Raw genomic sequence first — 24,062 nt, 5'->3', positions numbered from 1 at the left:
ATGGCTCACAATGATAAGTAACAGATAAAAATTTAAATTTTTTCTTACATTTACCCCGCCTCTCAATGACTCTCTTGCCTCCCACTCAACTGAGGAAGGTAACGGAACAACCTGCCTTTCCTACACCTTCCGCTCGTTTAGCTCACCTAATTAATCGTTTCCAACCATCCCCAGAAACCGTTGTCCTGTTTTTAGCCATGCTCATTGGCGGTGGTACGGGTATGGGTGTAGTCACCTTTCACTATTTAATCCAGCTGATTCACCAGCTGATGCTGGAAAATTTAATGGGTCAAATCGGTATCTGGGGTGCTTGGACTTTAGCCTGCGTTCCCACCCTTGGGGGATTAATCGTTGGCTTGATGCGCTGGCGCACTCAAGATTTTGGCCCTGGACTTTCATCTCTCATCGCCGCCTCTCAGGGAAAAGAGATTAGGCGACAACTACGACCAGTTACAAAGATGCTGGCTGCATCTGTTTCTTTGGGGAGCGGTGCTTCTTTGGGACCAGAGGGGCCGAGTGTAGAAATTGGCGCAAATTTTGGGATGTTGTTGTCTGTGATCCTTAATGTATCTCAAGAACGACAACGTTTGCTGTTGGGTGCTGGCGCAGCGGCTGGACTTGCTGCGGGATTTAATGCTCCCATCGCCGGAGTATTTTTTGCCCTAGAGGTGGTGATGGGAGCAACATCTTTCGCTACTTCTGCTGTGAGTGTGGTGCTGCTAGCGGCGGTGGTAGCAGCATTAATTGCTCAAATTGGTTTAGGGGCACAACCTGCTTTTGATTTACCTGCTTACCAAGTCCGCAGTCCTTTGGAATTACCCCTTTATCTTGGTTTGGGTTTAGGGGCCAGCCTAGTTTCTCTGGCTTATACTCAATCTATTCGTCTAGCAAAAGCCTGCTTTGCTGGGAAGGTTGCAGGTTTTGCCTTTTTGGAACGAATTCCTCAGCCAATTCATCCAATTATTGGCGGTGTGATGATTGGTGCAGTTGCTTTGCACTTCCCGCAAATTCTGGGCGTCGGTTATGAAACCGTAGAAGCCATGCTTCAGGATGTGGAGTTTCCACTCTACCTGTTGGTGGTGCTGTTGGTGGTGAAGCTACTGATGACTGCAATTAGTGCAGGTAGTGGTTTCATCGGCGGTTTGTTTGCACCAGCAATGTTTTTAGGTGCTTCTTTTGGATCAGCTTATGCGAAAATTTTGGCTGTAGCATTCCCGACAATTTGCGATCAGATGGCGGCTCCCCCAGCTTATGCAATGGTAGGAATGGCAGCAGTACTAGCTGCTAGTGTCAGAGCGCCGTTAACGGCTATTTTAATGCTGTTTGAATTAACCCGCGACTATCGCATTGTTTTACCATTGATGGCAGCTGTGGGTTTGAGTGTTTGGCTAGTGGAAAGGATTAAACCAACTTTTAACTCTAACTCTAACCTACAACAAATTGGTCTTTCGGAATTGAAAGATGAACAAGCGGAAATTGTGCAGCAAATTTTGGTAGAAGATGCTATGTACCCCTGTCCCAAAAAGCTACTTGCAACGCTTGGGGTATTAGATGCAGCTGTGGAAATGACCCGCGATCGCGTCCGCAGTGCTTTAGTAATTGATGAAGCAGAGCAATTAGTTGGTATACTTTCTCTGGAAGATATTAATCGTGCCCTTGCTCTTTGGCAAAGTTACCCAAATTCGCTAACTGAAATTCCAGATAATTTATCTAGTCAAACTCTCATAGACATTTGTACTACTGAAATCCTCTATGCATGGCAGGATGAACTATTATCTGAAGCTTTAGACCGAATGAGTCTTCGAGGTTTGCATCAATTACCAGTGGTAGCACGAGACAAACCCGATCGCATTTTGGGACTACTAGAAAAAGAGCAGATTGCATTAACCTGCAATTTAGCAGTTACGCGCAAGGCACTTCGCCACTATTTACCAGTCTTACCTACCACAGATATAGTCATTAGTCATTAGTCATTGGTCATTGGTCATTGGTCATTAGTCATTAGTTTTCACAAAGGACAAAAGCCAATTGACTAATGACCATTTATTAAGCTGTGGCTTCTATGGCTTCATCATCTTCCCGATCTTCTGGATCTACTTGTCTCAGGCGAATGTGCTTTTTACCTAAAGTGATCAGAAACTCATCTCCTGGTTTCAGATTCATCTGTTTTGTATAAGCTGAACCTATAAGTAAGTTACCATTCGATTGCACACTAATTCTATAGCTAGCACTACGTCCACCCCGCCCATTAGCACTGGGTGTACTGTCCAACTGAATGCCTTCGGCATCAATTAGGGCATTTAAGAACTTCATCATATTCACGCGCTCTATACCATTTTTGGTAACGGTATAGTAGCCGCACTTTTTGGCTTTGTCTTCCTTGCTCTCGTTCTCAAGCTCTTTGACTTTTTTGAGCAGTTCTTCACCGAGTAGGGGTTCAATTTTTTTCTGTTTAGGCATCAACTTAGGTCGAAAATGAATGTTTGAAGTGTTTGAATCGATTTTATTTTAGCTGAGGTTGAGCTAATAGGAACATAATCCTTTAGTTTTTATCTCAACCTAGCCAAGTATATTACACTCATAGGCACAATTGTTATGCCATTACCAATATTGCCAAAACAATCTATTTTAGAGAATGCTGGCAATGCTGATAACTATATATATATAGTTTGTGAATTACTGCTAGACTATATTTGTTTAAGTTTTCTAAACTAACGCTCAAAAGGTTGTCTAGTTGCTGAGGATGATAACTGAGTCACAGAATGATAAGCAAAACTGATCCTTAGTCATTGATTATTTACAAATGACTAAGGACAAATAACAAAGCTTGCCAAAATGAAACTAACTACCAGAGGACACTATAGTGTGAAGGCGTTGCTAGATTTGAGTTTACAGCCAAAATATGGCCCTGTATCTGTGAGAGCGATCGCCAAACGCCAAGATATCCCAGCTCCTTACCTTGAAAAACTACTAATAGAAATGCGTCGTGCGTCTTTAGTGAAATCAATTCGTGGTAGCATTGGCGGATACCAATTGGCAAGAGAGCCTGCACAAATATCTATAGGACAAATTTTAGAAGCAGTTGGCGAGACTAGCCATTTACCCCATCACACTCCAGCACCTGCACAAGCTGAAGATTGGGTAACATTTAGCCTCTGGCAGAGACTCAACCAAAAGCTTAAAGAAGCTTTGTACAGTATTACTTTGGCAGACCTTTATTACGATGCTCGTAGCTGGCAAGCTTCCCTTGGAGAAGAAGCTAGTTTTGTGGTTTAGTCAAGAGTCAATAGTCTAAATATTGACCTTTGACTCATAACTTATGACTAATAACATCTATATCTTAATAATTGCTGCATTTTTAGATTACTTAATTGGCGATCCTTGGGATTGGCCTCATCCAGTGCAAGTTATGGGATGGGTAATTTCTCGCCTGACCAAATTTTCTCTGCAATTGTGTCACAATTCTCTAACACAACGCCTAGCTGGAATTGTACTAGGGATTATTCTAATAATTGGTAGCGGTCTTGTTGGCTTTTTGATTATTCAAAGTGCCAGATGGGTTCATCCGTTGTTGGGAATTTTAATAGATAGCATTCTTTTGGCTAGTTGTTTTGCTGGCAGAAGTTTGCGAGCCGCAGCGGTGGCTGTTTTACAACCTTTAACAGCAGGAGATTTGGAGAAGGCTCGGAAGATTTTAAGTAATTACGTTGGTCGAGACACACAAAACCTCTCACAAGCAGAAATTTCGCGAGCCGTTTTAGAAACAGTTGCAGAAAATGCCACTGATGGGGTGATGGCTCCGCTTTTTTATGCAATTGTTGGTGTCTTTGTGCCAATTGTGGGGCCAACTCCCTTGGCTTTAGCATATAAAGCCAGCAGTACCCTTGATTCAATGGTGGGTTACCGAGAAGCACCCTATACTTATTTTGGATGGTTTTGTGCACGGTTGGAAGATTGTTTGACTTGGCTACCTTGTCGATTAACAGTCGTGACTCTGGCGCTGTTATCGGGTAAACCGATGCATGTTTGGCGAATTTGCCGTCGGGATGCAATTAACGATCCTAGTCCCAATTCTGGCTGGAGTGAGTGCGCCTATGCTGCTTTTTTGGACGTGCAGATGGGGGGTACAAATTGGTATCGCGGGGTAGCTAAGTACAAACCACTGCTAGGAGATGCTATTTATCCCATTAGTGCAACTTCTATTCAGAATGCTTTGCAGCTAACTCGATATTGTTTTTTGCTATGGTTAGCGATAGCGATCGCTATATTCTTAATACTCCCAAATAGGTAATGATAAATATAGGGAATAAGGCATTGGGTATTGGGCATTGAAAAGAGGCATCGGGGCGGGTGCGGGGGGCAGAGGGGAAAACTCTTCTCCCTTGCTCCTTGCTCCCTTGCTTCTTCCCCAGTCCCCAGTCCCCAGTCCCTAATCCTTTAGGGGTATCAGTCTATAGCTATGTCTGCCAAAGTAGTTGAAATTCTCTCATCCGAAGAAATCCGTCGTACCTTGACTCGCCTTGCCTCTCAAATTGTGGAAAGGACGCGTGATTTGTCTCAACTGGTGCTTCTTGGTATTTATACCAGGGGTGCGTTATTAGCCGAATTGTTGGCGCGTCAAATTGAGACGCTGGAAGGTGTAGCCGTGTCAGTCGGTGCTTTGGACATTACATTTTATCGAGATGACCTCGACAAAATTGGATTGCGGACTCCAACCAAAAGCGAAATTCCTTTTGATCTTACCGGGAAAACGGTTGTACTGGTGGATGATGTGATTTTCAAAGGACGGACGATTCGCGCGGCTTTGAACGCAGTCAACGACTACGGTAGACCAGAGGTGATTCGTTTAGCTGTATTAGTAGATAGAGGCCATCGGGAATTACCAATTCACCCAGATTTTATTGGGAAGCAGTTGCCTACTGCTAAAGAAGAAGTTGTCAAAGTTTACTTACAAAATTGTGATGGACGAGATGCAGTGGAGTTGATTAGTCATTAGTCACTTGTACTGCCCTTCGACTACGCTCAGGAACCGCGTAGTCGTTGGCGCAGCCTCTCCAAGAGTTGTATTAGTCATTAGTTTTCTTCCCCTGCCTCCCCTGCTCCCCTGCCCCCCACTTTCTCATTCCCTCACCGCAAAATTGGACTGCCGTGATGATGAACTAAATACCACTTACCACCAAGAAACTGAAATACATTTGTAGCTGTTGATTGTGCTTCAAGTCTTCTCCCATTTACTACTTGGAACACATTTTCTCTCAACACAACATAAGCAATATTATCAGTTATGTCTGTAGCAATTATATCTGTATTGATTTCGATATAAGCTGTATTTTTAAATATCTGCTCCCAAGAGGTGCGAATCTCCTTCCAACCTCGCAGTATATTACTTCCAGGATGAATACAAAAACTACCAGTTCCTTGTGACCATACTGCACTCATTGTCTCAATATCTTTCCTTTCAAAAGCTCGATAAAAAGCTGCATTAGCCGCTAAGACTTCATCCTTCGTCATGGGGAATTAAATAGTTAGGAGTAAGAGTTAGGAGAGACGCGATTAATCGCGTCTGTACAAGAGTTAAGAGTTATGAGTTACTAAATTATAAGTCTCAAGTTTAACAAATAAATTAGTAATTCCTAATGCCCAATTCCCAATTCCCAATTCCCAATGCCCAACCTCTAACTCTTCTTGACTGTGCTAATAGTTTGCAATAATTGGCTAGCTGTATAAGGCTTGGATAAAAAGGCTTTGATACCCATATCATAAGCTATATTAACTTTATCAGCCGAACTCAGTCCACTGACAGCAATAATTTTGACATTTGGGTTAATTTTTCGCAGGGTACGGATAGTAGTTATTCCATCCATAGACGGCATAAGCATATCAGTCAATACAAGAGATATTTCATTTTGATGTTCTGCATATAAGGCTATTGCTTCAATGCCATCACTCGCTGTGATTGCTTTGTAGTTATAGCTTTCTAGAGATGTTTTTGTCACATCTCTAATGTCAGCTTCGTCATCTACGACTAAAATTAATTCTCCTTGTCCTGAAAGTAATCCCTGTTCTTGTTCTTCTATAGTTTCTCTCGCATCTTGTGCTGGCAAATATACCTTAAATTGGCTGCCTTTTCCCTGAACGCTTACTACGTCAATAAAACCACCGTGGCTTTTAATAATGCCAAGTACTGTAGAAAGACCAAGACCAGTACCTTTACCGAGTTCTTTAGTAGTAAAAAATGGCTCAAATATCCGATCTAATATTTCTGTTTGAATACCAATTCCCCCATCACTAACAGTAATAACAATATGGTGGCCAACTTTAGCATCAATATGCATCTTGGCGTAATTTTGATCAATTAAGAGATTTTCCGCCGATATTTTCAAAATTCCACCATTTGGCATAGCATCACGAGCATTGACACACAGATTCATCAGTACTTGGTGCAGTTGGGTAGCATCACCAGATACAGTCCAAAGATTTTGCGGAATTTGAGTGGAAAGTTCTATGGATTTGGGAAAAGTTTCTTTTATAATTTGTTGAATTTCAATTAATAAATGCTTTAATTGCAATATTGTGCGATCGCCTTCTAGCCCGCGAGTAAAAGATAATACTTGCTTAACTAAATTTGCCCCACGTTTGGCGTTTGTGATTAATATTGGCAGTAGCCGCCGAGAACGCTCATCATGAACTTGTCCCTCTAACAGTTGGGCTGTCATCAGAATAGGGGAAAGAACATTATTCAAGTCGTGGGCGATACCACTCGCTAAAGTACCAATACTTTCCAATCGTTGGGCGCGGAGAAATTGTGCTTCGAGTTGTTTTTTTTGTGTGATGTCAGTGTTAACAATGAGAATAGATTGTGCTTTATTGCCGAATTCATACACTAGTGTCCAACGGCTTTCAACAATAATTTCTTTACCCGATTTTGTTTTTTGCTGTAACTCGCCCTCCCAAGAGCCATTGTTCATCAGAATACTGAGTGCTTCTTGAACTTGAGACACATGTTTTTCATGCCAGAGAACTCGTGTCTTCTTATTAATAGCTTGTTCTTTTTTCCAACCGTACAGGCTCTCAGCAGCTTTGTTCCAAAATAAAATTTTATCGTCTAAATCACATACAAAAATTGCATCGGTGGCAACATCTAGTAAAGCGGCTTGTTCGCGGATTTTCTGTTCTGTTTGTTTGCGCTCAATGGCATAGCGGATAGAACGCTCTAACAAAGGTGCTGTCAACTGGCTTTTTTCAAGATAATCTGCGGCTCCGGCTTTCATCGCTTCGATATCTATTTCCCAGTCGCCCTGACCAGTCAGCAATATTATTGGAGAACAACAGCCGTTGGCAATTGCTTCGCGCAAAAGTTCCAGTCCATTGTGGGGTCCCAAACGGTAGTCTACAAGATAAATGTCATGTTGGTGGCGAGCGATCGCCTTCCTTGCGGCTTCATAATTGTTAACCCATTCCAACTTACAGTTTGCTACCTGAAATTCACTGAACCAATAACGAGTCAAAATATAGTCGTCTTCGTCATCATCAATGAACAGAACTTTGATAGGGCTGTTGTCCATGTTTGTCTCCCACTGCTTCTAGTGGCAGTTTCACAATTTCGAACCAGTATTTGACTAGAGTCTTAATGACCTCAACTAATGAGGCAAAACTCACTGGCTTAATAATGAAGGAGTTCGCACCCAAATTGTAAGTATTATATATATCTTCTTCTCTTCGTGATGTTGACAGTACTACAACTGGAATTCGCCGCAGTTGTGGGTCAGTTTTTATCTCTTTGAGCGCCTCAAGACCGTTTTTTCGAGGCATATTCAAATCTAATAAAATCAAATCCGGATGCGGTGAATTACTGTTGTTGGCATATCGACCACGGTGGTACAGATAATCCATCAACTCTTCACCATTACTTACGATATATAGTTCAATTGGCAATTGACTTTGTGCCAAAGCCTCACGAACCAAGATGCCGTCGTCTTCATCATCATCAGCCATTAAGATTGTGAGGTTTATTTCTCGACTCTTCACTATGCATCGTCTCCTTTGCATTGGTTTATTATTATGAATCAAGTTATTAACTTGGCACAGATGGCAACTCTAACATTGACAAAAATCATTAAATATGTAAGCAAGTAGGCACAATTAAACCGAACTACGTAAACTTCTCTAAAGCACCAGAAACGCTTTAAATATAGGCTTTTAAGCGATTTAATTTTCTTAATATAGTTTTTTTAACGCCCACATACTTAATTTATTTGTTTAGGATATGAAAGTTTTATTTGTTGGCTACAACTAAGCGATATCTAATGAAAATTGCTGTGGTAGTCGCCAATAACCTGAAATAATCAAATCTTATTAAGAATTAACATTCTGGTTATTTGTACAATACATCCGTACTACAAACTACAGGGTGCAATTGTATAATTAAGCTAATTTTGAGGCCTAGAATTAATCCCTCTCCAGGAAGAAAAATCAAGAATGGGAATTAATTGACAATGTGATTATAAATTTTGCTCCTTGCCCAGGTTTGCTTTGGGCTGTGATATTTCCATGATGATGTTCGATAATTTTCCGGCAGATAGCTAAACCTATGCCAGTGCCTTCGTATTCAATGCTACTATGCAAACGTTGAAAAACATTGAAAATTCGTTCAAGATATTTTTCTTCAAAACCAATCCCATTATCTTCTACGATGATTTGACAAAGTTCAGAATTAGCAGATACGTTATCTGCTTGATTGTTTAAAATAGTACTATAGATTTTGATTGCAGGTGGTGTCTGTGGGCGGTGGAATTTGAGGGCGTTACCGATCAGGTTTTGGAACAATTGGCGCATCTGTAGAGGATCAGCTTTAATGGTGGGTAACTCTGCTATTTCTACACTTGCGCCAGTTTGCTGGATATGCACTTCTAAATCAGACAATACCTCTTGGGCAATCTTTGCCAGATTTACTGATACAAAAGGTTGCGCCCTGGTAGTAACTCGTGAAAGTGTCAATAAATCTTCAATCAATGTCTGCATTCTGTTGGCCGCATTCTGCATCCGTTCTAGGTAGTCACGTCCCTGTTCAGTCAACGTGTCGCCACAAATGCTTTTGAGCCGATCGCCAAAGGTTTTAATCTTACGCAGTGGCTCTTGCAAATCGTGGGAGGCAACAAATGCAAATTGTTGCAATTCTTCATTGGAACGGGCGAGTTCTTGCCGTTGCCGAGTTTCTTGTTCTAAAATCAGGCTCTGAGCTGAGGCAATGCCTATTTGATCTGCCAGCTGTTTTAAAAGTTCAATTTCCCAGGGAATCCACTGGCGGGGATGGGCGCACTGATGGGCCATTAACAGCCCCCACAGTTGATTTTTGAGGAAAATCGGGACTACAAGGTTGGCTTTGACGGCGAATCGTTGCAGCATTTCGACGTGGCAAGGTTGGATGTTAGCTTCTTTGATATCATTAATGGAACTAATTCGCCCTTGGCGGTACTTCTCGATGTAATCGTCGCGAAAGCAAGGGTCGATAATCCGCTGTCCCAGCACAACAGGTAAACCAGGAACTACTGCTTCTTGAACCGCCATAAAAGAATCGTCTGGCTGTAGGCGCAAGATCAAAACACGGTCCGCAAGCAGTAGCTTTTGCACCTCTGTGACGCTAGTTTGAAGAATATTATCGATTTGTAAAGACTGGCGAATTTTCTGGGTGATATTAGCAAACAGTTTTGATCGCATATTTTGGCGTTTTAATTCTGCCTGCGCGGCTTGCCGTTCGCTAATATCCATCATCGCACCTATCATCCGTACTGGCTTGCCTGTCTTGTCATGAATCACATAACCGCGATCAAAAACGTAGGCATAAGAACCATTGCTGCGACGAAAGCGGTATTCATTTAACCATAGTTTTCTACCGCTATCTATAAGTCTCATCGTTTCCAAGGCGATTCTCTGCCTGTCGTCTGGATGTATGTGTTCATACCACCAATTAGCATTGAATGTTATTTCTTCTATCGAGTAACCAAAGAGTGTTTGTAAAGCTTGATTCCACCACACCTCATCAGTCAGCAAATCCCAGTCCCATAAAAGATCATTGCTAGCACGGGAAACTATTTGGAAACGTTCTTCGCTCTGACGCAATTGTTCTTCTGCCTGTTTGCGTTCAGTGATGTCTGTATAGCAACTTGTCATCCGGACTACATTGCCATCTTCATCCCATACTGCCTGACCGCGATCCAAAACCCATTTGTAGGTGTCATCCTGACACCGGACTCGATGTTCGCTGATAAAAAACGGGGTAATCTTAGCAAAGTGATCGGCGATCGCTTGTCTCACAAATTCAATATCATCTGGATGGACTCGTGTTGCCCATTCGTCTAAATGATTGGCAATCTCATGTTCTTCATAACCAAGCATTTCCTTCCAGCGAGTTGAGAAAAATACTTGATTATTTATAACGTTCCAGTCCCAAATGCCATCATTATTGCCCTGCACAGCTAACTGGCAACGTTCTTCACTTTCTTTGAGTGCGTCTTCCACCCGTTGGCGCTCAATGGCTGTAGCGAGAACGTTGGCAACAGCTTGGAGAAAAGAAATGTCATCTTTGGTAAAGGTATGGTGTTTGGTTGTGTGTGCCCCGAAGACACCAAAAGGACGCTCTTTGCCATGAATCACCACGCTAATACCGCTCACCACTTGATGCTCGTGTAGCAATGGTGGCCCATTAAATCGTGTTTCGGCACGGAGGTCATCAACAATCACTGGTTCCTTGGAAAGTAGGGTGTAGCCAGCTTGAGAATTTATCCCCGCGCTAACAGTCGCCTTTCCTACAAGTCCAGGTTGCCAACCTACTCCGGCGCGTAACAGCAATCTATGATCGTCTGGCAGTAGTTCTAAAATTTTGCAAGACTGAACTTTGAGACATTGGGCGACAATTGTCACACATGAGTTCATGAGTGTAGTCAAGTCTGTACTAGCTAGGGCCATTTGACTTAGTTCTGCCACCATCGCTTGCTGGTTAGCATGAACTTCTAGCGCTTCCTCCGCTTGCTTGCGCTTGGTGATGTCCATACATACTCCAGACATTTGCACAGCTATCCCAGACTCATCCTGAAAGACAACTCCTTTGTTTGCTAAAAAACGAATTCTCCCATCAGGTAAAACAACTCGAAATTCGATGTCATATTTGACTCGATCCTGAATAGCTTGCTGATGCGATCGCCTGACAAAATCGCGATCATGGGGATGAATGCAGCTAATGAAAGCTTCATAGGTGTAGTTGAAAGTCCCTTTCTCTAAGCCAAAAAGTGCTTCCAGATTATCTGACCAACTAATTTTGTTTGTCAGGATATCCCAGTTCCAGATGCCCATACGAGCAGCATCAAATGCCAGCCTGAGTTGTGCTTCCCGCAATTGTGCCTGTGCAGTTTGGTGTCGTAATTCCTGCACAGCCCGATGAGCTTCCAACAGACGGCGCAATCTTAGACGTAATATGGGCCATTGAATCGGCTTGGTAATAAAATCAGTTGCACCCACAGCAAAAGCTTTCTCTACGGTTGCCTGATCGGAAAAAGCAGTAATCATTAACACTGGTGTGTCTTTGCCATTGGGGAGTGCTTGCAGTTGAGCGCAGCAACAAAACCCATCCATCACTGGCATCATGACATCCAACAGTACTATATCTGGGTGGAGGCGAGTATAGGTAGCGATCGCCTCTAAACCGTTACTTGCTTCTACCACTTGATACCCTGCTTCTATCAATAGCTCACCTAGATGCATTCGCATGAAATCGTCGTCGTCTACAACCAGAATCAGGTTATTCATTTGAGTCTATGCTTGGAGCGATTTGGTCAAACTCAGTGCTTTTAACTCGGCACTCGTCATTTTCCTAATTATTTTAACCCTCCAGCCCCCAATGCCCCATTCCATTCCCTTTGAGTGGATTACGGTTTTTGACTAACCTACAACGCAATGTCATGAAAAATTGACATTATTGTCATTGGTCAACATGTAACTAGCTAAAAATGTTATGAAACCATGACAATTAGATCCCAGAAGGGCTGATAAATTCGTGAAACAGGCAAAAAACCTACTTCTTACCCCTTGATCCCTAGATATGCTTAGTGGTTAATATTGACTTAACAAATAGAACTCCTCCGATCCCAAAGAAATGCTAATTTTGGCATAACCAGGAATTGACAGGAAGTAACCCCAATTTAAAAACAGACTAAAAAACTTAAAAACTGGGCAAAACCAGGAGTCAGGAATAAGAAATTCATCTGGAGTGGATGACATTTTACATAGCATTCTTTAACCAGGGGAAATCATTTACCGCTTAAACTACTGGAGGCCAAATTAATGGCAAAAGAACGCCCACCACTAGAGGAGATGACCTTACGCCAACTACGCAAAGTTGCTAGCGAATATAGCATCTCTCGCTATAGCCGAATGCGTAAATCACAACTGCTGGCATCAATACAAGAAGTCCAGCGTAGCAAAACTTTACTCAGTCCATCTCGTTCATTGGAGGCACAGGAAACCGTGGAAGCTGCAAAGTTTGAATTGGGTCAGGAAGATCGTACTGGTGGATCTCTAGCTGATGTTGATGAAGGACTCGCAGATTTGCCCTCTGGCTATGGTGATAGCCGGATTGTACTCTTACCACGCGATCCTCAGTGGGCTTACACTTACTGGGATGTTCCCAATGAACACAAAGAGGAACTGCGTCGGCAAGGGGGACAACAACTGGCGCTACGGATTTATGATGTCACCGACATCGATATCGAATACCAAAGTCCCCACAGCATTCAAGAATATCCTGCTGATGAACTAGCTAGAGAATGGTATCTACCAGTTCCAGTTAGCGATCGCGATTATGTGATCGATATCGGCTATCGTGCTGCTGATGGTCGCTGGTTAGTACTAGCTCGTTCTACTAGGGTACACATTCCTCCCGTCTATCCTTCTGACTGGATAGAAGATGTCTTCATCACTGTCAACTTTGAAGAAGATTTGCGTGGCAAGACTCAGTACGAACTCGTTCCCCCTGCCAAGAAGGTTGCAGCTACCGCCAATGGTAATGCTGTGAATGTCAATGGCAACCCCATCTACGACCAAATATTTGGTTTAGCAGAATCTGCCGAAGCACTACGGGTTGCTGGTTCTATCTTCGGCTCCCAGCACCAAGTACCAGGTTCAGCGCGTCCTGAACAAGCTATTAGCTCCTACATTTTCCCATCTGGTGTGGGTATGTGGGCGGTTCCTACCGTGTCTGGCTTAACCGCTTCCGGTGTCGGAATGTCAGGTGTTGGCTTCTCGGCTTCCGCCGTACCAGTGCGTCCACGCCAGTTCTGGTTAATTGCCGATGCTGAATTGATAGTCTACGGTGCAACCGAACCCGATGCTACCGTCACCATTGGTGGCCGTCCAATTAAGCTAAATCCAGATGGGACATTCCGCTTCCAGATGTCCTTCCAGGATGGTTTAATTGACTATCCAATTTTGGCTGTAGCTGCTGATGGTGAGCAAACCAGGTCAATTCAAATGAAATTTAATCGTGAGACACCATCCCGAAATACTAACACCAAAGAAGAAGCTGTTTTAGAATGGTTCTCTTAAGTTTTGGTTCTGAGATAAACTCCAGACTGAAATTTTAAATTATTCCCCGCTATAGTATTTCTATAGCGGTTTTTTTTGGATTATTATGTATACAAAAAAATTATTTTTCTTATTTATCTTGATCGTTGGCGCAAGCTTATTATCAGGTTGCCAAGAGATTGAAGCAAATTCAGTCCCAAAAGCATCTAAAATTTGCCCTGGTAAAGATGCTAAGTTCAGTATTGATTTTTTTAAAACCAATAATCAAGGTAAAAAAAATCAAAGAGGTATTAACAATGTGATTATTTTTAATCCCAAATCAGCAGAATTAGATTTCAAAGTTAATGTTGGTCTATCTCATAAACTCTACGCCAAAGATGCTAGGGGGAAACTGCGTAAAGAATATGTCCCAAAACAGTTTCGTGAACTCATCAGCGGTGAGAATGCCAAATTAAACGGACAGCTACCTATTGCCGCAATTAATGCCGACTATATAGGTACTGACGATAAACCACAAGGCTTAAACATTTCTCGCGGCGTCGAGTATTCAGGAGCATTTAAAAATAAACGTTCTTCCTTTGGGATATCAGGAGGTATACCCCAGCAGCGACAGGCTACTATCCAAGCTGGCAGAAGAAAAAGTGATATTCTCAATTACAATTTAGTGGGCGGTAATGGCAGATTCTATCGTCAGGGTAAGTTTAAAGATATTTGTCAAGATTTGGGAGAATTTGCCTGTAAAAATGCAACTAATCGCTCTCTAGCAGCTGTTACTAATCAAGGCTATGTAATCTTATTAGTTAATGATTTGAAAGCTAATTCAGATATTGAATTATCTCAAGTTAATCAAGAGTTACTGCCAGATATGTTTGATAATGTCCTAGAAGGTATTGCTAGCAATAACTGTTTAGGTAAGATTCAAGAAGGAATATTATTTGATGGAGGTATGTCTCCAGGATTGTATTATAACCAGAAAACTTATGTAGAAAACCTTGGGCCGATTGGTTCAGTTTTTTTGATTTATAAAAAATAAAATAGTTCAGGACTAATACACTGTGGCGGAAGCTTGTCTACTTTTAACAAGGGGCAAAATCCCCTTGTTGTTTGGTTAATTGACATGGAAGCTGAATTTACGCCGTGCTCTACTAAATTTACTTCCATATAACTCAATTTTATAGTACTGACTCTTTAACTTTTTGCGAATTCTCAAGCTTGTTTGGATTCACCCAACGATTAACAAATTCGTGATTATGTTTGTACACCTTGATTTGCACTTGCTTGGAACTTAACTTGACAACTTCAGCGGGAATTCTTTGGACATCGCTAGAATCCGCGCGAGGCTTGTAAAGCCAAATGACTTTTTGTCCAACTTCAAAGTAGTTAGGTTTGCTAGTTAAAGAAGGCGTACTTTCTGCCCAGGAGGGGAAAGCAATTACTAAGTTGATCAAAAGTACTAAGACCACTAAAGTGATTTGGAAAAGTTTCATGATCATTGCACTTGTCTTGGGCCTGGTGGGGCAATCAATCTGCTGCTCTAGCATTTAGCTGTTGTCCTCTTTTGATTTCTCAAAGTTGAAAGGTAGATACACTAAAACTTCTTTGGGCAATTTAGAATTATTTTGCCCTTTCAATCCTGGTAAGACACCTACTTTTATCTCACTAATAAATTGCTGTTGCTCTTTAATTGTCGGCAAAACACTTGCTTTAATTTCATTGAGCGCTTGCTGCTGCTGTTTAACAATTTGAGTCAGTTCTTGTATTTGTTGAGCTTGTAATGTGTCAAGTTTTTCATGCAGCAATTCAATATTTTGTGCAGCTTGACAATTTACCAAATGGTCATACTCATTCTTTTGCCGCTCTATATCAGACTGACGATTTTGACTCATCAAAACAATGGGTGCAGTATAGGCAGAGGCAAAGGAAAACACCAGGTTGAGCAAAATAAAGGGTGATTGATCCCAGTGAGGCACTCCAGGAGTGAGGTTCAATCCTACCCATGCTGCTAACACAGTACTCTGCCCAATTAAAAATGACCAAGACCCCACTCTCGCTGCCATCGCATCAGCTACTCGTTGACCAAGTGTTGATTTGTTGACTTCAACTTTTTCTAACAGTTGCTTTTGGGTATTGACATTGCTGGTTGATGATTTGGCAGGATTCATGTTGCACCTCATTTTCACCTAAGTTTGATAGCACTAGAGATTTGGAGAGTTAATTACTTAGCCAAAAGCTTGTATTTGTTCAAAGTTCCAATCTCTACTGATTTCAGGATAAAGCGACTTATAGAATAAAATCAAATAGTCTTGTTTGTTGAAATGATAAATTAAACTTATGATAAATGTTGTGATGCTCCGACTTGAGATTACAATCTCTATCTCAGGAGTAATAGACGCAAAAGAATACTCTGTCGTAAAGATTGATAATATATAGTGCTTTATAAACTTTGATCTATATGCCTCACAGTAGAAGCCTACTTGTGTCGAAGCAACCTAATTTTGGAAAACTAGTTCGTGCCCTGCGGCAAGAATTAAATCTGTCTCAAGAAAAATTTGCTGCCGAGTTTGGCGTCACTTTCCCAACAATTAATCGTTGGGAAAATGGATATGTAGCACCTTCTCCTTTAGCAATACAGCGAATTAGTAGCTTACTCAATGAGTTAGGTGAACGTGGTCAAATTCTTAAGGAAACATACTTCCGAGAAGATGAGCAGGCTTTGTGAGTTCTGAATGAGAATCAGCCTTGGTAGCTTGGAATATCGATGATATAAAGGTGACAATAAAAATAGCCAAAACAGCAACTTGCCCCAAAAAGACGATTTCAATGCTTTGAAAAGTCACAGCAGAGTTGGGATTTTACGCTGTATATGCTCTTGAATATCCTCAAAAATGACTGTTTATAAGCGTAAACGTCTGATTTAGAGAGGATTTTGACCAAAAGACAACCACAGATGTAGTTCTGTAACCGACGCATGACCAATCGAGAGGAATTCATGAAGAACGAGTCAACGTCAGCAAGCAACGCCGACGTAAATTTCCTTTTCGGCGGGGGTGAAATGGGTGCGCGGATGCGAGAACGGGACTGGTCAAAAACATCTCTTGGCCCAACACAGCAGTGGCCACAGAGCTTGAAGACTGCCGTGCGGATTATGCTGACTTCCCGTCAACCTATGTTTGTCTGGTGGGGTGAGGAACTAATTAACCTTTACAACGACGCTTACAAGGCTATTATTGGCGGCAAGCATCCAGAAGCCCTGGGGCAGCCAGCTTCCTACGTGTGGCGGGAAATATGGGATCAGGTTGGGCCTAGAGCAGAATCAGCGATGCTGAAAAATGAGGGCACTTACGACGAAGCACTGCTGCTAATTATGGAGCGCAACGGCTACCCGGAGGAAACCTATTACACTTTTTCATATAGCCCAGTTCCTAATGACCAGGGCGACACAGGTGGGATCATCTGTGCGAACACAGACGACACGCAACGGATCATCGGTGAGCGTCAGTTGGCACTGTTGCGCGAACTAGCGGCTAGGACAGCAGACGCACGGACATTCGATGAAGCTTGTACGCTGAGTGCGAGTTGTTTGGAAAGCAACCCTTACGACTTGCCTTTCGCAATGATTTATCTGGTTGATCCAGATCAGCAGCAAACTTTTCTGGCTGGAAGCTGCTGCATCGGGCAAAACCACGTAGCAGTTCCGGAAACAGTGGCTCTCGATTCTGATTGCGTTTGGCCCTTTGCGGAAGTTATCAGAACGCATCAGGCAAAACTGATTTCTAATTTAGAAGTGTCTTTTAGTAGCCTACCTTGTGGTGTTTGGCAGCGATCGCCCCATCAAGCGATCGCTGTACCGATTGCCCCATCCGGTCAAACGGGAAAAGCTGGTATCTTGATTGCTGGTTTGAACCCCTTCAGGCTATTCGATGACAACTATAAAGGATTCATCGATTTAGTTGCAGCTCAAATTGCAGCCAGCATCGCTAACGCCCAAGCTTACGAGGAAGAACGCAAACGCGCTGAAGCCTTGGCAGAAATTGATCGGGCTAAAACCGTCTTCTTCAGCAACGTCAGCCACGAGTTCCGTACCCCACTGACCCTGATGTTGGGGCCACTAGAGGAAACCTTAACCAATTGTGCCGCCCTGCTTCCAGCTAAAGATCGGGAGCAGTTAGAAATGGTGCAGCGCAACGGACTCCGCCTGCTGAAACTGGTCAACAGCCTGCTAGACTTCTCGCGCATTGAAGCCGGACGGGTTCAAGCCTCTTATGAACCCACCAACCTTGCCACCTTCACCGCAGAACTAGCTAGTGTATTTCGTTCAGCGGTAGAACGGGCAGGGATGCAGCTATCAGTCAATTGTCCTTCCCTTCCAGCACCAGTGTATGTAGATCGAGAGATGTGGGAAAAGATTGTTCTTAACCTGCTATCGAATGCATTCAAGTTCACAATGGCTGGAGAAATTACAGTCAGCTTACAGTGGTCAAATGACCATATTGAGTTCGCAGTAAAAGACACAGGAATCGGTATCCCAGCAGCAGAAATCCCCCACCTTTTTGAACGATTCCACCGCGTCAAAGGGGCGCAAGGACGAACTTTTGAAGGATCGGGAATTGGATTATCACTGGTGCAAGAATTGGTGCAAATGCACGGTGGAACAGTCCATGTCACCAGTGTTCTAGGAGTAGGCAGTTGCTTTACTGTATCAATTCCAACAGGATCTGCTCATTTGCCTCCAGAGCGGATTAGTGCCCCACGAACTTTAGTATCAACCGCATTAGGTGCAACACCCTATCTCGAAGAAGCCTTACGTTGGCTACCGCAAGAAGAGAGCAGGGGAGCCACTGCGGTGGACGGGTTTCCCGGCATAGAGCAAGTGGCGTGGAGCAGGGAGAGAAGAGAAGCAGGGGGAGAAGAAATTGTTCAAGAAGACTACATATCATATATAGATTCTTCCCTTGCCTCCTCTGGCCCCCTGCCACTCCGTTCCTCCCCCCGAATTCTCCTCGCTGACGACAATTCAGATATGCGAGATTATGTCAAGCGACTGCTATTAAGTCAGCAGTATGAGGTAGAATCAGTGCCGGATGGTTTAGCTGCTTTGGATTCTGCTCGTGGGCGTGTCCCAGACTTGGTACTGACAGACGTCATGATGCCTGGATTAGATGGCTTTAGACTGTTGCAAGAATTACGAGCTGATCCGCAGACGAGCAAAGTTCCAATCATCCTGTTGTCGGCACGGGCAGGGGAAGAGGCACGGGTAGAAGGGTTACAAGCGGGAGCCGATGATTATCTGATTAAACCGTTCTCTGCCCGTGAATTGTTGGCGCGGGTAGAGGCAGCCCTAAAAATGGCTCGTCTCCGCCAGGAGGCAATGCAACGCGAACAAGGGCTGCGGATTGAAGCTGAGACTGCAAAAGTACACTTAGAGACAGTTCTAGCTGGCATCCAAGACCAGTTCTTTGTGTTGGATCGAGAATGGCGTTATAGCTTTGTCAATGAGCGGGTAGCGGAAGTTGTTGGGATACCAAAGGAAGAGTTGCTAGGTAGGATCATTTGGGAAGTGTTTCCAGATGTGGTCAAAAGCGAGTTTTCTACTCAGGTTCATCGGGCATTCGCACAACAGACGGTTGTTCAGTTTGAATACTTTTATCCCGCTTGGCAGCGCTGGTTTGAGAATCGCGTCTACCCCAATGCTTTTGGAGTAAGCATTTTTGTTACAGAGATCAGCGATCGCAAACAGGCAGAGAAAGCCCTTCGTGCGAGCGAAGAACGGTTCCGCAGCATGGCTGACAATGCCCCCTTCATGGTCTGGGTCACCGATACCGATAGCTACTGCACCTATCTCAGTAACAGCTGGTACGACTTTACAGGTCAAAGCGAGAAAACGGGTCTGGGATTTGAATGGTTGAATGCCTTGCATCCAGAGGACTGCAATTACGCCAAGAATGTTTTCCTGACAGCTAGCGCCCGCTGCGAGGCGTTTCGTATGGAGTACCGCTTGCGGCGCAAAGATGGTGAATATCGCTCTTGCCTCGACGCAGCTAATCCCTGGTTTGGGGTGGATGGTGAGTTCAAAGGTTACATTGGCTCAGTGATTGATATTACAGAACGCAAAGTAGCAGAAGGCGAACGCGATCGCCTCTTCCAACTTGAGCAAGCTGCCAGAACTGAAGCCGAAAGAGCCAACCGCGTTAAAGATGAGTTTCTGGCGGTACTTTCTCATGAATTGCGATCGCCTCTCAATCCCATTCTTGGTTGGGCCAGACTCTTGCAGACTCGTGAGTTTGACGCAGCAGGCGTGAAGAAAGCTATTGCAACCATCGAGCGGAATGCTAAATTACAAGCTCAACTAATTGAAGATTTGCTCGATGTCTCTCGCATCCTACAAGGTAAGCTCAACCTCAATATGTTTCCTGTCAACTTAGTGCTTGTGATTGAGGGGGGATTGGAGACAGTGCGTTTAGCAGCAGAAGCTAAAAATATTCAAATTCAGACGATGCTGGATGCTTCTTTCGGACAAGTTTTGGGTGATTCCAGTCGTTTACAACAAGTGATTTGGAATCTGTTATCAAATGCTGTTAAATTCACTCCTGAAGGAGGAAAAATTGATATTAAACTAGAGCGTATTGACACTCAAGCTCAGATTACCGTCAGCGATACAGGTAAGGGAATCAGCCCTGACTTTCTCCCTTATGTGTTTGAATATTTTCGTCAGGCTGACGGCACGACAACCCGAAAATTTGGTGGTTTGGGGTTAGGGTTAGCAATTGTCCGTCATTTGATAGAATTACATGGCGGCACGATTTGGGCAGAAAGTTTAGGTGAAGGGCAAGGAGCTATTTTTAGGGTCAGGCTACCGCTAATTAAAAAAGATTTAATCCCAAAACAACACATAAATATTGCTGCATTAAATCCTTCTCCTGTGACTGAAATCCTTGCAGGCGTTCAAATCTTAGTTGTGGATGACGACAATGATACCCGTGACTTCCACACATTTTTGTTAGAGCAGGCTGGAGCAAGGGTAACTGCTGTGTCATCAGCAAAAGAAGCACTGCAAGTATTGGCAGAGTCAGAACCAGATATTCTGCTCAGTGATATTGGGATGCCAGAGACCGATGGCTATATGATGATGCAGCAAATTAAAGTATTGCAGGCAAAACAAGCCAAACAAATTCCGGCGATCGCTTTAACTGCTTATGCAGGAGAAATTAACCAGCAACAAGCACTCGAATCAGGGTTTCAAAAGCACATGTCCAAACCCGTCGAACCAGAGGAGTTAGTCAAGGCAATTGCAACTCTAATTGGCAGAAGTGGGAATAGCTAAGTGTTCGGCTGCTCTGCATAAACTGCGTAAATGAATGTCCATACGGGAGGAATTTATGAATTTATTCGTACAAGCAATACCAGCATCAGATATTTCCCCAAAAACAATTCAAGAAACACCCTCACCAAGCACAGATCCACTAATTGCCCGCGGTTTACAAAAAGAGCAGTATTTTGGGATTATCGGGCTAGCGATCGCCCTGATCGCCGCCATAGGATTTTTTAGTCGCAGAGTTGAATACGCTATTGGGTTCGCTATTGTTCTCAGCGCCATTTTAATTGCTTTCTTTTTGTTCGTATAATAAGGGATTGAGGACTGGGTATACAGCAGTTTCCAACTTAAATTATGCATTTTATCTAAGCTCGACTTTATCCATTTTTTCACAACGCGATACTCCTGCGGAGTGGTTGCACGAACGCTATCACTGAAACCTAGGACGGTATTTTTACTTTTTTAACTTCATCGATAATCTGTGACGTGGAAAAAGTATTTGCCAAAAAGCCAGGGTTTTTGCCGGATAAAGAAAACCGAGTTCTTAATTTTCGATAAAGTCGAGCCAAAATAGGAAATACTTTATTGACTTGTTTGAAAGCTTTTGTTGTTTATTAAGGCTAGATTCATTTTTAATAAATATATATTTTATCGTAATTAATCCAGCTAAAAATTCTACCTATTAAGGCTGATTTCTGCTTTTTTTGGTAACTTTAATCGTTGATGTAACTACTAGTTAACTTCCTTCATTACACGAAATTTACCAGCAATTAATTGAGCATTTAGGATAAATTTGAGGATGTGTTGATGACTCACCAACTCGACTAAATTATTCAGTTTATCTAACTCATCAAATCTTCATCTACTTGAAGTGTAGTTTATCTTTTCTAGTTAAAATAATGGGAATAATAAAGTAAATCGGATTAAGCAAATTAGTTAGCTATGAGCCAAATATGTCCTATCTCCAAAACCTGTGCTTGTCGCAATGTTGCACGCTGCTGGACTAAGGAGGCAGGTAGGCTCTTTCTCTGGTTCCCCGTTTCACATACCCTAAAAAAAGTTACCTCCTACCTAGAGCAGTCTGCCCTTAAGTATGAATTGATGCACGAGCGACCAGGTCTGAGTTTAGACTGTAGACCCGGACAATCTCAAGAAATTGCCCGTAATCTGGCCCAACTACTTGCACCGAGAGAATTAAAGGAGACACAAGTCCTTTTCATTCGAGGTACTATCCAACCTCAACTCCAGGATTTTAGTGACATAGTCTCATTACAACGCTTCATAAAGTTCAACCAATCTGACTGGCTGGTTGAAATGCTGGCAACGGAACGATTCACCAGTTACTTCCAACCAATTGTCTCAATTAACGATACATCGCAGATTTTTGGATATGAATCGCTCTTGCGAGGACTGGATGAAGAAGGCAATTTAGTGTTACCGGGGACAATTCTGGAGTTAGCAACCGAAGCCGGACTCATACCACAAATCGACCAAGTTGCTCGCCTCAGCACAATCACTCAATTCAGCCGCTATCAAGTGAGTGGGCACATCTTCATAAATTTTGCACCAACGTCACTTTATGACCCAGCTTTTTGCCTACATAGTACGGTGGAGGCAATTGATGCTGCCGGTATTTCCCATGAGCGGGTTGTCTTTGAAGTCGTAGAGTCAGACAAGCCTCAAGATTTAGACCACCTCAAGGCAGTGCTTCAATACTACCGAGATGCAGGGTTTTTAGTCGCCCTTGATGACCTCGGTTCTGGCTATTCCAGCCTAAACTTGCTGCATCAGTTACGTCCAGACTTTATTAAGCTGGACATGGAGTTAATTCGAGATGTGCATAAAAACCTTTACAAAGCCTTGATTACCGAGAAGCTTCTAGAGATTACTCAAAAGTTAAACATCCAAACTGTTGCTGAAGGAATTGAGTGCATTGAGGAACTGAACTGGCTGCGGGAACGAGGTGCAACTCTTGCTCAAGGCTATTTGATTGCTAAACCCAGTGCAGTGCCTGTGACCACAACCCCTCATTTTGATCCGATCGCATTAATAGCATCAGCAAATTGTCAGCTAGTTGAGCAGCAAGTTCAACACCAAAGCGAGTCCGAGCGAATTGTTGCGGCTGTGACGCAGCGCATTCGACAATCGTTGGAGTTAGACGAGATTTTGCAAATCACGGTAGATGAGGTGCGACAACTGTTTGACGTAGATCGAGTGGTGATCTATCAGTTTAAGCCAGACTGGAGTGGGTTAGTTGCTGTAGAATCCTTAGCACAAGGGTGTATGTCCATTCTGGGATTTCACGTCATGGACACATGTTTTAAATCCACGCGGGCAACTTACTACCAACAAGGTAACACCAGAGCGATCGAAGACGTTGAAAATGCGGGACTATCGCTTTGTCATATTGAACTCCTCCAGAGTCTGCAAATCCGGGCAAACCTTGTCGTACCTATTTTGCAGCAAGAGCGTTTGTGGGGACTATTGATCGCTCACCAATGCCGTCATCCTAGACAATGGCAGCAATCGGAGATTAATTTATTTAACCAGTTAGCAGGTCAAGCTGCGATCGCTATTCAGCAATCAGAACTTTACCGCCAATTACAACAAGCAAACCAGGAGTTACAACGCCTTGCCTGTTCGGATGGTCTAACCCAAGTGGCAAATCGACGCTGCTTTGATGACACGTTAAACGCAGAATGGCAACGATTGGCACGAGAGCAAGGTTCGCTATCTTTGATTTTGTGTGATGTCGATTACTTTAAGCTTTATAACGATACGCATGGACATCTGGCAGGAGATGATGCACTCAGACAGGTTGCCAAAGCAATCTCTCAGTCAGTTAAACACCCCACAGATTTAGTTGCTCGTTATGGTGGAGAAGAGTTTGCAGTCATTTTGCCTAATACTGATGTCGAAGGGGCTATTGCAGTTGCAAGAGATATTCAGACTAATGTTAGTGGATTAAAAATGCTTTATCCCCATTCTCAGGTCGGTGAATTCATCACACTCAGTCTTGGTGTGGCAACCATCACTCCTCGTAGCCAATTATCTCCTGCAACCTTAATTGCTGCTGCTGACCAGGGACTCTACCAGGCAAAAGCACAAGGAAGAAATTGTGTGATGCAGATGGATTGTGAATCCCCTAAAGGGGATGGAAAATAATGACAATAGT

17 protein-coding genes are annotated in these 24,062 nt (G+C 43.2%); 10 read left to right on the top strand and 7 right to left on the bottom strand.

The genetic code is table 11. From position 1 onward, the window contains the following. Positions 1–65 precede the first annotated feature (65 nt). Positions 66–1,970: a chloride channel protein gene (locus RM347_RS04810; protein ID WP_322721555.1), complete on the top strand. Its 1,905-nt coding sequence runs from the start codon at positions 66–68 to the stop codon at positions 1,968–1,970. 76 nt (positions 1,971–2,046) lie between these two features. Here the strand turns inward: RM347_RS04810 and RM347_RS04805 are convergent, their stop codons facing one another. Then, a complete protein-coding gene (locus RM347_RS04805) occupies positions 2,047–2,460 on the bottom strand; it encodes an AbrB family transcriptional regulator (protein WP_104909531.1) in 414 nt (137 codons plus the stop codon). 375 nt (positions 2,461–2,835) lie between these two features. Between RM347_RS04805 and RM347_RS04800 the strand changes: the two genes are divergently transcribed. The 3 genes from RM347_RS04800 (at position 2,836) to pyrR (ending at position 4,996) form a co-directional block, all read left to right on the top strand. Further along, positions 2,836–3,276 carry an Rrf2 family transcriptional regulator gene (locus RM347_RS04800; protein ID WP_196513467.1) on the top strand — a complete coding sequence of 147 codons (441 nt, stop codon included), beginning with the start codon at positions 2,836–2,838 and terminating at the stop codon, positions 3,274–3,276. Between the two features lie 43 nt (positions 3,277–3,319). Then, positions 3,320–4,291 carry an adenosylcobinamide-phosphate synthase CbiB gene (cbiB, locus tag RM347_RS04795; RefSeq protein WP_322721554.1) on the top strand — a complete coding sequence of 324 codons (972 nt, stop codon included), beginning with the start codon at positions 3,320–3,322 and terminating at the stop codon, positions 4,289–4,291. A gap of 162 nt (positions 4,292–4,453) precedes the next feature. Continuing rightward, positions 4,454–4,996, top strand: coding sequence for a bifunctional pyr operon transcriptional regulator/uracil phosphoribosyltransferase PyrR (pyrR, locus tag RM347_RS04790; protein WP_322721603.1), 543 nt, complete (start codon positions 4,454–4,456; stop codon positions 4,994–4,996). Positions 4,997–5,127: 131 nt separating this feature from the next. On the opposite strand, the gene RM347_RS04785 is transcribed toward pyrR, so the two are convergent. The 4 genes from RM347_RS04785 to RM347_RS04770 form a co-directional block, all read right to left on the bottom strand. After that, positions 5,128–5,511 carry a nuclear transport factor 2 family protein gene (locus tag RM347_RS04785; RefSeq protein WP_322721553.1) on the bottom strand — a complete coding sequence of 128 codons (384 nt, stop codon included), beginning with the start codon at positions 5,509–5,511 and terminating at the stop codon, positions 5,128–5,130. Between the two features lie 164 nt (positions 5,512–5,675). Further along, positions 5,676–7,565 (bottom strand): hybrid sensor histidine kinase/response regulator, encoded by a 1,890-nt coding sequence (locus RM347_RS04780; RefSeq protein ID WP_322721552.1) that lies wholly within the window; start codon positions 7,563–7,565, stop codon positions 5,676–5,678. Beyond that, entirely contained in the window at positions 7,531–7,995 is a 465-nt protein-coding gene (locus RM347_RS04775; RefSeq protein ID WP_416211939.1) for a response regulator, read from the bottom strand. The genes RM347_RS04780 and RM347_RS04775 overlap by 35 nt, the downstream gene beginning before the upstream one ends. Before the next feature lie 477 nt (positions 7,996–8,472). Next, positions 8,473–11,802, bottom strand: coding sequence for a PAS domain-containing protein (locus RM347_RS04770; RefSeq protein WP_322721550.1), 3,330 nt, complete (start codon positions 11,800–11,802; stop codon positions 8,473–8,475). Positions 11,803–12,336: 534 nt separating this feature from the next. On the opposite strand from RM347_RS04770, the gene RM347_RS04765 reads away from it, so the two are divergent. Both RM347_RS04765 and RM347_RS04760 read left to right on the top strand, forming a co-directional pair. Beyond that, positions 12,337–13,596: a DUF4912 domain-containing protein gene (locus RM347_RS04765; RefSeq protein ID WP_322721549.1), complete on the top strand. Its 1,260-nt coding sequence runs from the start codon at positions 12,337–12,339 to the stop codon at positions 13,594–13,596. Between the two features lie 85 nt (positions 13,597–13,681). Continuing rightward, on the top strand, positions 13,682–14,608 hold the full coding sequence (locus RM347_RS04760; protein WP_322721548.1) for a phosphodiester glycosidase family protein: 927 nt from the start codon (positions 13,682–13,684) through the stop codon (positions 14,606–14,608). A gap of 139 nt (positions 14,609–14,747) precedes the next feature. Here RM347_RS04760 and RM347_RS04755 read toward each other — a convergent pair whose 3' ends face one another. Both RM347_RS04755 and RM347_RS04750 read right to left on the bottom strand, forming a co-directional pair. Beyond that, complete coding sequence (locus tag RM347_RS04755) at positions 14,748–15,062, bottom strand: hypothetical protein (RefSeq protein WP_322721547.1); 315 nt, start codon at positions 15,060–15,062, stop codon at positions 14,748–14,750. 54 nt (positions 15,063–15,116) lie between these two features. Continuing rightward, a complete protein-coding gene (locus RM347_RS04750; RefSeq protein WP_322721546.1) occupies positions 15,117–15,737 on the bottom strand; it encodes a DUF1003 domain-containing protein in 621 nt (206 codons plus the stop codon). Between the two features lie 314 nt (positions 15,738–16,051). On the opposite strand from RM347_RS04750, the gene RM347_RS04745 reads away from it, so the two are divergent. From RM347_RS04745 to RM347_RS04730, 4 genes are all read left to right on the top strand, one after another. Further along, the gene (locus RM347_RS04745; RefSeq protein ID WP_322721545.1) at positions 16,052–16,294 is read left to right on the top strand and encodes a helix-turn-helix domain-containing protein; all 243 of its coding nucleotides are present in this window, start codon (positions 16,052–16,054) and stop codon (positions 16,292–16,294) included. 270 nt (positions 16,295–16,564) lie between these two features. Next, on the top strand, positions 16,565–20,896 hold the full coding sequence (locus tag RM347_RS04740) for an ATP-binding protein (RefSeq protein ID WP_322721544.1): 4,332 nt from the start codon (positions 16,565–16,567) through the stop codon (positions 20,894–20,896). A gap of 55 nt (positions 20,897–20,951) precedes the next feature. Next, positions 20,952–21,197: a hypothetical protein gene (locus tag RM347_RS04735; RefSeq protein ID WP_322721543.1), complete on the top strand. Its 246-nt coding sequence runs from the start codon at positions 20,952–20,954 to the stop codon at positions 21,195–21,197. A 632-nt stretch (positions 21,198–21,829) separates the two neighbouring features. Next, positions 21,830–24,052, top strand: coding sequence for an EAL domain-containing protein (locus tag RM347_RS04730; protein ID WP_322721542.1), 2,223 nt, complete (start codon positions 21,830–21,832; stop codon positions 24,050–24,052). Positions 24,053–24,062 lie beyond the last annotated feature (10 nt).

The organism is Nostoc sp. ChiQUE02, assembly GCF_034531305.2.
GTDB lineage: Bacteria > Cyanobacteriota > Cyanobacteriia > Cyanobacteriales > Nostocaceae > Nostoc.
This window is presented reverse-complemented; position numbering and strand designations above follow the sequence as displayed.

Excerpts from the sequence above, each read along its gene's own strand:
- RM347_RS04810 (WP_322721555.1), top strand. The coding sequence starts at position 66 with ATGACTCTCTTGCCTCCCACTCAACTGAGGAAGGTAACGGAACAACCT.
- RM347_RS04805 (WP_104909531.1), bottom strand. The coding sequence starts at position 2,460 with ATGCCTAAACAGAAAAAAATTGAACCCCTACTCGGTGAAGAACTGCTC.
- RM347_RS04800 (WP_196513467.1), top strand. The coding sequence starts at position 2,836 with ATGAAACTAACTACCAGAGGACACTATAGTGTGAAGGCGTTGCTAGAT.
- cbiB (WP_322721554.1), top strand. The coding sequence starts at position 3,320 with ATGACTAATAACATCTATATCTTAATAATTGCTGCATTTTTAGATTAC.
- RM347_RS04785 (WP_322721553.1), bottom strand. The coding sequence starts at position 5,511 with ATGACGAAGGATGAAGTCTTAGCGGCTAATGCAGCTTTTTATCGAGCT.
- RM347_RS04780 (WP_322721552.1), bottom strand. The coding sequence starts at position 7,565 with ATGGACAACAGCCCTATCAAAGTTCTGTTCATTGATGATGACGAAGAC.
- RM347_RS04775 (WP_416211939.1), bottom strand. The coding sequence starts at position 7,995 with ATGGCTGATGATGATGAAGACGACGGCATCTTGGTTCGTGAGGCTTTG.
- RM347_RS04770 (WP_322721550.1), bottom strand. The coding sequence starts at position 11,802 with ATGAATAACCTGATTCTGGTTGTAGACGACGACGATTTCATGCGAATG.
- RM347_RS04765 (WP_322721549.1), top strand. The coding sequence starts at position 12,337 with ATGGCAAAAGAACGCCCACCACTAGAGGAGATGACCTTACGCCAACTA.
- RM347_RS04760 (WP_322721548.1), top strand. The coding sequence starts at position 13,682 with ATGTATACAAAAAAATTATTTTTCTTATTTATCTTGATCGTTGGCGCA.
- RM347_RS04755 (WP_322721547.1), bottom strand. The coding sequence starts at position 15,062 with ATGAAACTTTTCCAAATCACTTTAGTGGTCTTAGTACTTTTGATCAAC.
- RM347_RS04750 (WP_322721546.1), bottom strand. The coding sequence starts at position 15,737 with ATGAATCCTGCCAAATCATCAACCAGCAATGTCAATACCCAAAAGCAA.
- RM347_RS04740 (WP_322721544.1), top strand. The coding sequence starts at position 16,565 with ATGAAGAACGAGTCAACGTCAGCAAGCAACGCCGACGTAAATTTCCTT.
- RM347_RS04735 (WP_322721543.1), top strand. The coding sequence starts at position 20,952 with ATGAATTTATTCGTACAAGCAATACCAGCATCAGATATTTCCCCAAAA.
- RM347_RS04730 (WP_322721542.1), top strand. The coding sequence starts at position 21,830 with ATGAGCCAAATATGTCCTATCTCCAAAACCTGTGCTTGTCGCAATGTT.